Consider the following 11,769-nt stretch of genomic DNA (forward strand, 5'->3'; position numbering starts at 1 on the left):
CTCGCCTTCCGATGGGCTAGTTGCCCCACAGGGACTTGTCGTCGTTCTTCACGCTGGGGACCCCGTCGTATGTGCCGCCGTCGGCGGTGACCAGGGGTGCGGACAGTTGGTCCTCCAACACGCCGTCGCGGACCTGGATGATCGTGCTGTCGTGGTCGGTCTTGCCGGGGGAGAACGTCTTCCCGTCGATCGCGGCCTTCAGGTAGTACAGGGCGTACTTGGCGTAGAGGTCGGCCGGCTGGGAGACGGTGGCGTCGATCTTGCCCTCGGCGATGTTCTTGAGTTCCTCCGGGATGCCGTCGTTGGAGACCACGAACACGTGCCTCGGGTCGCTCGGCGGGACCAGCAGGTCCTTCTGCTTGAGCACCTGGAGCGTCCCGGCGAGCGCGAAGCTGGACTGCATGTAGACGCCCTTGATGTCGGGGTGGGCGGTCAGGTCGGTCTGGAGCTTCTGCGCCGCGACCGCGCCGTCCCAGTTCGTGGCCTCGCCGAACACCGTGATGCCCGGGTAGTTGGCCTTCATGCAGTCGTTGAACGCCTCGGTGCGGTCCCGGCCGTTGATCGAGGCGAGGTCGCCCTGCAGCATCACGACCTTGCCCTTGCCGCCCAGCTTCGCGCCCAGGAAGCGGCACGCCTTCTCGCCGTAGGCGCGGTTGTCCGCGCGGACCACCATGAACACCTTGCCGGTGTCGGGCCGGGTGTCCACGGTGACGACGGGGATCTTCTTCGCTTCCAGTTGCGCCAGGGTCGGCGCGATGGCGGCGGTGTCCTGCGGGGCCATCGCGACGCCCTTGACGCCCTGGCTGATGAACGTCTGGGCGTTGGCGGTGAGCTTCGCGACGTCGTTCTGCGAGTTGGTGGTCTTGAGGTCCAGACCGAGTTCCTTCGCGAACTCGGGGGTGTACTTGATGTAGGAGTTCCAGAAGTCGGTGTCGGAGCGCGGGTAGTCGACACCGACCACCGGGGCGCCACCGGTCTGCCCGGTGCCCGTCGCGCCGCACGCGGCGAGCGTGGCGGCGAGGGCGGTGACGAGGCCGAGACGTGCGTAGGTGCGGGCTGTGCTCTTCACGGCGGTTTCTCCTAGCGGGCGGGAGCCGGGGGCGCCAGATCAGGTGCGGGGGCGGGTGCGCAGGCCGCTCATGCCGCCGTCGACGGCGAGGTCGGTGCCGGTGGTCGAGCCGGACAGCGGGCTCGCCAGGTAGGCGATGGCGTGCGCGACCTCGTCGGCGGTCACCAGGCGGCCCATGGGCTGGCGGGCGTTGAGCGCGGCCCGTTCCGCCTCCGGGTCGGCGGCGCGGGCCAGCAGCCGGTCGATCCACGGCGTGTCGGCGGTGCCCGGGTTGACGCAGTTGACCCGGATGCCGCTGCGCACGAGGTCGGCGGCGGTGGCGCGGGTGAGCGCCAGCACCGCGCCCTTGGTGGCCGAGTACAGGACGCGGTCGGGCAGGCCCGCGGTGGCCGCGATGGAACAGGTGTTGACGATGGCCGCGCTGGACGACCGGCGCAGGTGCGGCAGCGCGGCGCGGGTGGTGCGGACGATGCCGAAGACGTTGACGTCGAAGACTTTCCGCCACTCGTCGTCGGGGTTGTCCTCGATGCCGCCCTGCGCGCCGATGCCGGCGTTGTTGACCAGGACGTCGATGCCGCCGAGCCGCTGGGCGGCCTGCTCGACGGCCGCTTTCACGGTGTCGTCGTCGGCCACGTCCGCCCGGATGCCGATCAGCGGCTCCGGAACCCCCTCGGGGGTGAGGTCGAGGCAGGCGACGCGGGCGCCGCGCGCGGCCAGCAGTCGCGCGGTGGCCAGTCCGATGCCGGAAGCGCCGCCGGTCACCACGGCGGACAGCCCGGCCAGTTCCCCGGTCATGCGGTGGCCTGCCGGTTCCAGACAGGCCCGTCCGGGAAGCGGTGGGCGGCGATCGAGGCGGGGAGCAGTTCGGCGCCGATGCCCGGCGCGGTCGGCGCGAGGTAGCGGCCGGCGCGGATGCGGACCGGGTCGGTGAAGTGCTCGTGCAGGTGGTCGACGTACTCGATCACGCGGTCCTCCGTGGTGCCGCTGACCGCCACGTAGTCGAACATCGCCAGGTGCTGGACCATCTCGCACAGCCCGACACCACCCGCGTGCGGGCACACCGGGACGCCGAACTTGGCCGCCAGCAACAGGATCGCGACGTTCTCGGTGACGCCGGCGGTGCGGCTGGCGTCGAGCTGGAGGACGTCCAGCGCGCCGGCCTGGAGCAGTTGCTTGAACATCACCTGGTTGTGGGTGTGCTCCCCGGTGGCGACCTTGACCGGTGCGACGGCCCGCCGGATCTCGGCGTGGCCCAGGACGTCGTCGGGCGAGGTGGGTTCCTCGATCCAGTACGGGTCGTAGGGTTTGAGCGCGGCCATCCACTCGATGGCCTGCCGCACGCCCCACGCCTGGTTGGCGTCCACGGCGATCCGGATGTCCGGCCCGACCGCCTCGCGGGCCAGTCGCAGGCGGCGCAGGTCGTCGGCGGGGTGGGCGCCGACCTTCAGCTTGATCTGGGTGAACCCGTCGGCGACGGCCTCTTTCGCCAGCCGCACCAGCTTTTCGTCGTCGTAGCCGAGCCAGCCGGGGGTGGTGGTGTAGGCGGGGTAGCCGTCTCTCAGGAGGCGTTCGGTGCGTTCGGCGCGGCCGGGTTCGGCGCGGCGCAGGATGTCCAGCGCCTCGTCGCGGGTGAGGGCGTCCTCCAGGTAGCGGAAGTCGACCAGGTCGACCAGTTGCTCGGGGGACAGGTCGGCGAGCAGCCGCCACACGGGTTTGCCCTCGCGGCGGCCGTACAGGTCCCACACGGCGTTGACGATCGCGGCGGCGGCCATGTGGATGACGCCCTTCTCCGGGCCGAGCCAGCGCAGTTGGCTGTCGCCGGTCAGCCGGCGGGAGAACGCGCCGAGGTCGCCCAGGACCTCGTCCACGGGCAGGCCGACCACCAGCGGCGCCAACGCCCGCACGGCCGCGACTTCGACGTCGTTGCCCCGTCCCACGGTGAAGGCCAGGCCGTGGCCCTCGGCCCCGGCGCTGGTGCGGATCGTGACGTAGGCGGCGGAGTAGTCGGGTTCGGGGTTCATCGCGTCGGAGCCGTCGAGGTCGCGCGAGGTGGGGAACCGCACGTCGACCGCGTCGACGGCGGTGATCAGCTCAGTCACCAGGCCGCCCCCGTTCGTGTGTCTGTGGCGTGTCAGCCAGGCAACAACCGGCACTGGACATGGGATGGATTTATAGGTTGCCGGGGGTGGCCGTGTCCAGATCGCTGACCAAATGAGTCACGGAATCCGCAAAGTGGCTGGTCAGCGCTTCCTGGTGGGGGCGGCCGAGGTTTTGAGACGTCGGAGGTCTTCCGCGAAGATGGGATGTATTGCTAGCGTCCGGCCGCAGTGCAGATCACCGGGGAGCCGCCGTGTCACTGACCGACAAGGCCATCGACCGCATCAGGGACCTGATCCAGTCGGGCGAGCTGCCGCCGGGGTCGAAACTGCCCCCCGAGCAGCAGTTGGCCGCCGAACTGGGCCTGTCCCGCAACCTGATGCGGGAGGCGGTCAAGGCGCTGGTCGTGGCCCGGGTGCTGGAGATCCGGCGGGGCGACGGCACGTACGTGACGAGCCTGGAACCCGAGGTGGTGCTGGGCGGGATCGCGTCGGCCGTGGAGCTGCTGCGCGGCGAGACCCTGCTGGAGCTGACCGAGGTGCGCCGGCTGTTCGAACCGGTCGCCACCGGGCTCGCGGCGACCCGGATCAGCGCCGCCGAACTCGCCGTGGTCGAGGGGCACCTCGACGCCATGCGCGCGGCGAAGGACGACGTGGAACTGCTCAACCAGCACGACGCCGCCTTCCACCGCGCGGTCGTCGCCGCCACCGGCAACGCCACCCTGACGACCCTGCTCGAAGGCATCTCCGGCCGCACGGTCCGGGCCCGGGTGTGGCGCGGACTGGTCGACGACAACGCCGCCAGCCGCACCCTCGCCGAACACGAGGCGATCTTCAACGCCCTGCTCGACCGGGACGCCGCACTGGCCCAGGCCGCCGCCCTCATGCACGTGACCACCACCGAGCGCTGGCTGCGCGAGCACGTCGAGCGGGACGACGACATCCCGCCCACCGGCTGACCCCTCCGTTCTCCGGGAGAGACCGATGAGACTTCTGCGCGTAGGTGCGGCAGGGCACGAGCGCCCCGCCGTCCTCGACACCGACGGCACCGCCTACGACCTGACCCCGTTGACCGCCGACATCGACGGCGCGTTCCTGGCCGGCGGCGGTGTGGACCGGGTCCGCGCGGCCCTGGCGTCCGGCGGGTTGTCGCCGGTGGACATCGCCGGGCAACGCGTCGGCGCCCCGGTCGCCCGCCCGGGGAAGGTCGTGTGCATCGGGCTCAACTACGCCGACCACGCCGCCGAGACCGTCACGCCCCCGCCCGCGGAACCGGTCGTGTTCATGAAGGCCGCCAACACGGTGATCGGCCCCGATGACACCGTGCTCGTCCCGCGCGGCAGCGTGAAGACCGACTACGAGATCGAACTCGCCGTGGTCATCGGCGCGACCGCGCGCTACCTGGACTCGCCCGACGACGCGGACAGTGTCATCGCGGGCTACGCCATCGCCGACGACGTCACCGAACGGGCGTTCCAGCACGAGCGGGGCGGCCAGTGGGACAAGGGCAAGTCGTGCGAGACGTTCAACCCGCTCGGCCCCTGGCTGGTGACCCCGGACGAGGTCGGCGACCCGCAGGGGCTGGCGATGCGGTTGCGGGTCAACGGCGAACCGCGCCAGGACGGCCACACCAAGAACATGATCTTCGGTGTCCGGCACGTCGTCTGGTACCTCAGCCAGTTCATGGTCCTGGAACCGGGTGACGTGATCAACACCGGTACTCCGGCGGGCGTCGCGTTCGGCGCCAACGACTTCCCGTACCTGCGGGCCGGTGACGTGGTCGAGGCCGAGATCGACGGGTTGGGCCGGCAGCGGCACGTCCTGGGGCAGGCGTGAACGCCGTGATCCGGGTCGACGCGCACCACCACCTCTGGGACCTCGCCGCCCGGCCGCAGGACTGGCTCGACGAACCCGCCCTCGCCCCCATCCGGCGCGACTACGGCCAGGACGACCTGCGCGCGGTGACCACGGCGGCCGGGGTGGACGCCACCGTGCTGGTCCAGGTGCTCCCCGACATCGACGAGACCGCCGAGTTCCTCGCGCTGGCCGGGAAGTCCGACCTGATCGCCGGGGTCGTGGGGTGGGTGGACCTGACCGCGCCCGACGTCGCCGAACAACTGGACCGGCTGCGGTCCGGGCCGGGCGGCGACCGGCTGGTGGGCGTGCGGCACCTGGTGCAGTCCGAGCCCGACCCGGAGTGGCTGACCCGCCCGGACGTCCTGGCCGGGCTGCGGGCGGTGCGCGACGCCGGGCTGGTCTACGACCTGCTGACCCGGCCGCACCAGCTACCCGCGGCGGTGCGGGCCGTGCGGGCGTTACCGGACCTGGTGTTCGTGCTCGACCACCTGTCCAAACCGGACATCGCGGGCGGGTCGTGGGAGCCGTGGGCGAGCGGGATCGCCGAGCTGGCCGCCGAACCGAACGTGGTCGCCAAGCTGTCCGGGCTGGTCACCGAGGCTGGTCCACTGTGGACGGTGGAGGAGTTGTGGCCGTTCGTCGACGTGGCGCTGGAGGCGTTCGGGCCGGAGCGGCTGGCGGTCGGCTCGGACTGGCCGGTGTGCCTGCTCGCCGCGTCCTACGCCGAGGTCGTGGGCGCCGCCGAGGAGTTGACCGCGAGCCTGGGCGACGCCGAGCGCGCCGCGGTCTTCGGCGGCACGGCCACCCGCGTCTACCGGTTGGGGCAGCGGTGATGGAGACCGTCCGGCTGGCCTACGGCGAGACCGGGCTGGACTTGCGCGTGGACCCGGCGGTGACCACGGTGGTGACGCCGAGGCACCACCAGGCCACCGAGCCACCACGGGACGTCCTGCGCAGGGCGCTGCGGTCCCCGGTGGCGGGTCCTCCGCTGCGCGAGCGGGTGCGACGCGGCCAGACCGTGGCGATCTCCGCCTGCGACGGGACCCGACCGCAGCCGCGCGAGCTGATGATCCCCGCGATCCTCGAAGAACTCGACGGCCTGGTCGACCTCGACGACGTCGTGGTGCTGGTCGCCACCGGCACCCACCGGGGCAACTCCGACGCCGAGCTGCGCCGGATGTTCGGTGACGACGTGGTCGATTCGGTGCGGATCGTCAACCACGACGCCCGCGACCCCGGAAGCCTGACCTGGGTGGGGGAGTTGGGCGCGGGCGTGCCGGTGTGGCTCAACAGCGAGTGGCTGAACGCGGACGTGCGCATCACGACCGGGTTCGTCGAGCCGCACTTCTTCGCCGGGTTCTCCGGTGGCCCCAAGCTGGTCGCGCCCGGCCTGGCCGCGCTGGAGACGGTGCTGGTGCTGCACGACGCGCGCCGGATCGGCCACCCGCGGGCGGCGTGGGGGATCATCGAGGGCAACCCGGTGCACGACGACGTCCGGGCGATCGCGGCGGCGACCGGCGTGACCTTCGGGTTCGACGTGGTCCTCAACCAGGACAAGCAGGTCGTGGCCGCGTTCGGCGGGGACCTGCTCGCCATGCACGCCGAGGCCGTGCGCACCGCCCGTGAGATCGCGATGCGGCCGGTGCCGCACCGGTTCGACGTGGTGGTGACCACCAACTCGGGCTATCCGCTGGACCAGAACCTCTACCAGGCGGTGAAGGGGATGTCGGCGGCCTACCAGGTGGTCGCGCCCGGCGGCACGATCGTGTGCGCGGCCGAGTGCCGGGACGGCTTCCCCGACCACGGCTCCTACCGCGAGGTGCTGGCCTCGGCCGACTCGCCGGCGGCGCTGCTCGCCGAGATCTCCGCGCGGACGGCCACCGTGCCCGACCAGTGGCAGGTGCAGATCCAGGCCCGCATCCAGGCCGAGTGCCGGGTCGTCATGCACACCTCGTACCTCAGCGAGGCCGAGCTTGCGTCCGCGCACCTGAGCCAGACCGACGACGTCTCGGCGACCGTCGCTCAGGCCTTGGCGGCGGCGGGACCGGGCGCGCGGCTGTGCGTGCTGCCCGAAGGACCGCAGACGATCCCGTACGTCCAGGGAGGCTGAGCATGGCGGGACCGGACGTGGTCGACCTCGGGTTCGCCCGGGTCGACGTGGATCGCGAGGCGCGCCAAGGCCTGCCGGAAGTGGTGTACGGCAGCGGGAAGACGCCCGACCAAGTCGTCGGGATCGTGCGGACGTTGTTGCGGCACAACGACGGGCCGGTGCTGGTCACACGGGTGGAGCCGGACGCGGCGGAAACCGTGCTGGCCGACGTGCCGGACGGTGCCTACGACGACGGGGCGCGGCTGCTGGTGTGGCGGCCGGCCGCGCCGACCGGGTTCGACGTGGTCGTGGCGGCGGCGGGCACGGCCGACCTGCCCGTGGCGCGGGAGGCCGCCGCCGTCGCCGCCGCGGTGGGGCTGGGCGTCACGACGGTCACCGACGTGGGTGTGGCGGGTCTGCACCGGTTGCTGGCCGAACGGGAGCGACTGTCCACTGCGGACAGTGTCATCGTGGTGGCGGGCATGGAGGGCGCGCTGGCGAGCGCGATCGGTGGCCTGGTCGCGTGCCCGGTGGTCGCCGTGCCCACCTCGACCGGGTACGGGGCCGGCCTGGAGGGGATCACCGCGTTGCTGGCGATGCACGCCTCCTGCGCGGCGGGGATCACGGTGGTCAACATCGACTCCGGGTTCGGGGCGGCGATGGCCGCGTTCCGGCTCGCGCGCGTGGTGGGGCGGAGGACGGGGTGAGCCGGGTCTGCCTGATCTCGCCGTTCACCGGGCTGGCCGGGGACATGCTGCTGGCCGCGCTGGTCGACGCGGGCGCGCCGCTCGACGCGATCCGGGCGGCCGTCGCCGACACCGGCCTGACCGGGTGGGACCTCGCCGTCACCCCGGTGCTCACCCACGGGCTCACCGGGCGGCGGGCGGTCGTGACGGTGACCGACGACGCCACGAGCCGCGCGGCGGGGGAGTTGATCGCCATGGCCGGTCGGGTGCGCGACCGGGCCGTGGCGGACACCGCGGTCGCCGCGCTGCGCGCCATCGCCGAGGTCGAGGCACGCCTGCACGGCGAGGACCCCGAGCGGGTCCACCTGCACGAACTCGGCGGCCACGACACCCTCGTCGACATCGTCGGCGTGGCCGCCGCGCTGCACGCCTTGGACGTGCGGACCGTGCACTGCGAGGCGTTGCCGATCGGCGCCGGGTCGGTCCGCACGGCGCACGGGGTGCTGCCCTGCCCGGCCCCGGCGACCTCGGCGCTGCTGACCGGCGCCCGGGTCGTGGGCACCTCCCTGCCCGGCGAGACCGTGACCCCGACCGCCGCCGCCCTGCTGCACGCGATCGGTGCCGACTACGACCCCGCGCCGCCGATGCGGATGCGGGCCACCGGCTACGGCGTGGGCACCCGGACGCTGCCCGACCGACCGAACGTGGCGGTGGTCCGGCTCGGCGACCGGGAGGCCGCGGACATCCGCGACCTGGTCGTGCTGGAGACCACCGTGGACGACGTCACCGGCGAGGTCCTCGGATACGTCGTCGCGCTCCTGCTCGACTCGGGCGCGCTGGACAGCTGGATCACCCCGGCCACGATGAAGAAGGGCCGCCCGGGGCACGTGCTCCACGCGCTCGTCACGCCCGAAACCGCGGACGAGGTCGAACGGCGGATGTTCACCGAGACCGGCACGCTCGGGGTGCGGCGGACGAGCGTGCGGCGCGCCGCCCTGCCCAGGACCACCGACACCGTCGACGTCCACGGGATGCCCGTGCGCCGCAAACACGGTCCGCACCACGGAAAACCCGAGTACGACGACGCCGTGGCCGTCGCCCGCCAGACCGGTCTGCCCCTGCGCACCGTTCTCGCCATGGCCACTCACAGCCCGGGGGAGCGGTGATGGACACCAGCGCGGCCGCCGAACGGCTCGTGGCACACCTGACCGCGATCGGCCCGGTCGCCGTGGCGTTCTCCGGCGGTGCGGACTCCGCCCTCGTCCTCGCCGCCGCCGCGCGCGCCAACGGCCCCGACGCGGTGCTCGCGGTCACCGCCGACTCGGCGAGCCTCGCCACCGCCGAGCTGGAGGGCGCGGTCGCGTTCGCCGAAAGCCTCGGCGTGCGGCACGTGGCACCCCGGACCGCCGAGCTGGACAACCCCGCGTACGCGGCCAACGGCCGGAACCGTTGCTACTTCTGCAAGTCCACCGTGCTGGACACCATCACCGCCGTCGCACGGGATCACGGCCTCGACGCGGTGGCCACCGGCGTGAACGCCGACGACGCGGTAGACCCGTTCCGGCCGGGCATCCGCGCCGGCGACGAGATCGGCGTGCGCACACCGCTGCGCGACCTCGGAATGACCAAGGCCGCCGTCCGCGCGGTGAGCCGACACTGGCGACTGTCCACATGGGACAAACCTGCCATGCCGTGCCTGGCGAGCCGGGTGCGGTACGGGGTGGCGATCACCCCCGCGCGCCTGGCCAGGGTCGAACGCGCCGAAGTGGCCGTCCGGGCCTGGCTCGCGAGCGCCGGCACCCCGACCCGCGACCTGCGCGTGCGCGACCTCGGCGACACCGGGCGGGTCGAACTCGACCCCGACCTGGTCGACCGGCCGGAGATCAGACCCGCCCTTACCGAACTCGTGCGCGCGGCCGGGTTCGACGCGGTCGAACTGGCGGTGTTCCGGTCGGGCGCCCTGAACCACGAGCCGCACCGCGGCTGACGGCAAGAAATACACACGACACCGCATCGCGGCGGTGTCGAGACGGGAGTGTCGATGACGACATCCGGATTGTCCCGACGAGGTTTCCTGGCCGCCACCGGCATCGCGGCGGCATCGGCCGCGGTACCGGGCCTGACCGGGTACGCGGCGGCGGACCCCCAGACCGATCTGGCGAACCTGGTCAACCTGAGGTTCGGCATGTTCAACCACTTCAACCTCGGCACCTTCACCAACGAGGAGTGGGCGGCGGGCGGCCAGAGCCCGTTGAAGTTCGCGCCGCCCTCCGTGGACTGCGCGCAGTGGGCGGCGGCGGCCGCTGCGGCGAAGATGAGCTACGGCGTGCTCACCACCAAGCACCACGACGGCTTCTCCTTGTGGCCCACGGCGTTCAGCACGCAGAACGTGGCCTACTCGGGCTACAAGCAGGACGTCGTGCGCCAGTACGTCGACGCGTTCCGCGCCCAGGGCCTGCGGGTCGGGCTGTACTACTCGGTCTGGGACCGCACGCACACCATCCAGGCCTACGGCGGCTATCACGTCAAGGACCCGTACCAGGCCATCGAGCCGGGCGACATGACCGTGGTGCTCGGCCAGATCCGCGAGCTGCTGACCAACTACGGCACGATCGACGTGTTCATCACCGACGGCTACGCCTGGCAGATGGGCCAGCAGCAGATCTCCTACCAGGAGGTCCGCAACCTGGTGAAGTCGCTGCAACCGCACTGCGTGATGGTCGACCACGGCGCCCTGGTGCAGCCCTGGCTCGGCGACGCGATCTACTTCGAGGCCCCGCTGGGCATCCGGGCGCCGGCGGGGAACACGTTCGCGGGCATGCAGGGCGAGACGATCAGCCGCGGCTGGTTCTGGCACCCGCACACGGCCACCGAAGCGCCCCGCAGCCGTGACGCCATCCTGGCCGACCTGCGCGACCTGGAACCCAAGTACACCTCGTACCTGCTGAACTGCCCGCCCAACCGCGAGGGCAGGCTCGACACCAACATCGTCAACCGGCTCGCGGAGGTCGGCGCGGCCTGGAGCCCGAACCCGTCGCGCCCGCCGCTGCCCGCCCAGCCGCTGCGCGTGGAGTGGCCGGTGAACGCGGTGGCGGCCTACGCGTCGTCCTACAACCCCGGCGAGGTCGCCTACCACGCGATCGACAACCGCAGCGACCGGAACTTCGAGACGTGCTGGTCGACCTGGGGCGGCGGTCGCACCCTCCCGCAGACGATCACGATCGACCTCGGTGGGGTGTGGAGCAACGTCTCCACGCTGGAATACCTGCCCAAGCAGTGGAACCGGACCAACTCCACCGACGGCGACATCACCGCGGCCACCATCGCCACCAGCACCGACGGCGTCACCTTCACCACGGTGGCCACCGTGAACTGGGCCGCGGACGCGCGACTCAAGCTCGCCGAGTGGACCAACCGGGACGTCGGTTTCGTGCGCATCACCGTCACGGCGGCCAGCGGCGGCTACGCCAACATCAACGGCGTGCACATCGGCGGCCGCAGCGTCCGTCCCCAACTGGTGTCGCGCTTCCCCCTGGCGAACACGGTCTACCGCATCGAGGCCCGCCACAGCGGCAAGGTGCTCGACGTGCGCGGCTCCGGCACCGCCAACAACACCCCGGTGCAGCAGTGGCCGTGGCGGAACAGCGCGAACCAGAAGTGGACCTTCATCTCCACCGGGGACGGCTACTTCAAGATCCGCGACCAGAACAGCGGCAAGCTGCTGGAGGTCGGCGGCCGATCCCGGGACAACGGCGGCACGATGAACATCTGGGGCGACGCGAACGTCCACCAGCAGCACTGGGCCGTCACGCCCGTCGGCGACGGCTACTTCCTGCTCACCAACCGGCTCAGCCAGCGGGTCTTGGAGGTCCCGGGCGGGTCCACCGCCGACGGCACGGTCCTCGACCAGTGGGACCACAACGGCGGCGGCCACCAGCAGTTCCGCCTGATCCGGGCCTGACGCGACCATCC

General features: G+C 72.1%; 11 protein-coding genes. 8 read left to right on the forward strand and 3 right to left on the reverse strand.

Going from position 1 to position 11,769, the window contains the following annotated elements; all coding sequences use genetic code 11:
* Positions 1-16: 16 nt before the first annotated feature.
* Genes RIN75_RS08615 through RIN75_RS08625 form a run of 3 tightly spaced genes read right to left on the reverse strand, consistent with a single transcriptional unit; the run spans position 17 to position 3,168 of the window.
* Positions 17-1,069 carry a sugar ABC transporter substrate-binding protein gene (locus RIN75_RS08615; RefSeq protein ID WP_309111279.1) on the reverse strand — a complete coding sequence of 351 codons (1,053 nt, stop codon included), beginning with the start codon at positions 1,067-1,069 and terminating at the stop codon, positions 17-19.
* Positions 1,070-1,108: 39 nt separating this feature from the next.
* Positions 1,109-1,864, reverse strand: coding sequence for an SDR family oxidoreductase (locus RIN75_RS08620; protein WP_309111280.1), 756 nt, complete (start codon positions 1,862-1,864; stop codon positions 1,109-1,111).
* Entirely contained in the window at positions 1,861-3,168 is a 1,308-nt protein-coding gene (locus RIN75_RS08625; protein ID WP_309111281.1) for an L-fuconate dehydratase, read from the reverse strand. The genes RIN75_RS08620 and RIN75_RS08625 overlap by 4 nt, the downstream gene beginning before the upstream one ends.
* Positions 3,169-3,419: 251 nt before the next feature.
* Here RIN75_RS08625 and RIN75_RS08630 point away from each other — a divergent pair, with 251 nt between their 5' ends.
* The 8 genes from RIN75_RS08630 to RIN75_RS08665 are packed head-to-tail and all read left to right on the forward strand — an operon-like array spanning position 3,420 to position 11,758.
* Positions 3,420-4,124: a FadR/GntR family transcriptional regulator gene (locus RIN75_RS08630; RefSeq protein WP_309111282.1), complete on the forward strand. Its 705-nt coding sequence runs from the start codon at positions 3,420-3,422 to the stop codon at positions 4,122-4,124.
* Between the two features lie 25 nt (positions 4,125-4,149).
* Positions 4,150-5,001, forward strand: a complete 852-nt coding sequence (locus RIN75_RS08635; RefSeq protein WP_309111283.1) for a fumarylacetoacetate hydrolase family protein — start codon at positions 4,150-4,152, stop codon at positions 4,999-5,001.
* A complete protein-coding gene (locus RIN75_RS08640) occupies positions 4,998-5,855 on the forward strand; it encodes an amidohydrolase family protein (RefSeq protein ID WP_309111284.1) in 858 nt (285 codons plus the stop codon). Before RIN75_RS08635 ends, RIN75_RS08640 begins: the two co-directional genes overlap by 4 nt.
* The gene (gene larA, locus RIN75_RS08645) at positions 5,855-7,132 is read left to right on the forward strand and encodes a nickel-dependent lactate racemase (RefSeq protein WP_309111285.1); all 1,278 of its coding nucleotides are present in this window, start codon (positions 5,855-5,857) and stop codon (positions 7,130-7,132) included. Before RIN75_RS08640 ends, larA begins: the two co-directional genes overlap by 1 nt.
* 2 nt (positions 7,133-7,134) lie before the next feature.
* Positions 7,135-7,818, forward strand: a complete 684-nt coding sequence (gene larB / locus RIN75_RS08650) for a nickel pincer cofactor biosynthesis protein LarB (protein WP_309111286.1) — start codon at positions 7,135-7,137, stop codon at positions 7,816-7,818.
* Positions 7,815-8,963 carry a nickel pincer cofactor biosynthesis protein LarC gene (gene larC / locus RIN75_RS08655; RefSeq protein WP_309111287.1) on the forward strand — a complete coding sequence of 383 codons (1,149 nt, stop codon included), beginning with the start codon at positions 7,815-7,817 and terminating at the stop codon, positions 8,961-8,963. Before larB ends, larC begins: the two co-directional genes overlap by 4 nt.
* The gene (larE, locus tag RIN75_RS08660; protein WP_309111288.1) at positions 8,963-9,784 is read left to right on the forward strand and encodes an ATP-dependent sacrificial sulfur transferase LarE; all 822 of its coding nucleotides are present in this window, start codon (positions 8,963-8,965) and stop codon (positions 9,782-9,784) included. The genes larC and larE overlap by 1 nt, the downstream gene beginning before the upstream one ends.
* 54 nt (positions 9,785-9,838) lie before the next feature.
* Entirely contained in the window at positions 9,839-11,758 is a 1,920-nt protein-coding gene (locus RIN75_RS08665) for an alpha-L-fucosidase (RefSeq protein WP_309111289.1), read from the forward strand.
* The last annotated feature ends 11 nt before the right edge of the window (positions 11,759-11,769 follow it).

It is taken from the genome of Saccharothrix sp. (assembly GCF_031180885.1).
Taxonomy (GTDB): Bacteria; Actinomycetota; Actinomycetes; order Mycobacteriales; family Pseudonocardiaceae; genus Actinosynnema.

Coding starts and splice junctions, on each gene's coding strand:
- RIN75_RS08620 (WP_309111280.1), bottom strand. CDS start 1,864: ATGACCGGGGAACTGGCCGGGCTGTCCGCCGTGGTGACCGGCGGCGCT.
- RIN75_RS08635 (WP_309111283.1), top strand. CDS start 4,150: ATGAGACTTCTGCGCGTAGGTGCGGCAGGGCACGAGCGCCCCGCCGTC.
- larA (WP_309111285.1), top strand. CDS start 5,855: ATGGAGACCGTCCGGCTGGCCTACGGCGAGACCGGGCTGGACTTGCGC.
- larB (WP_309111286.1), top strand. CDS start 7,135: ATGGCGGGACCGGACGTGGTCGACCTCGGGTTCGCCCGGGTCGACGTG.
- larE (WP_309111288.1), top strand. CDS start 8,963: ATGGACACCAGCGCGGCCGCCGAACGGCTCGTGGCACACCTGACCGCG.
- RIN75_RS08665 (WP_309111289.1), top strand. CDS start 9,839: ATGACGACATCCGGATTGTCCCGACGAGGTTTCCTGGCCGCCACCGGC.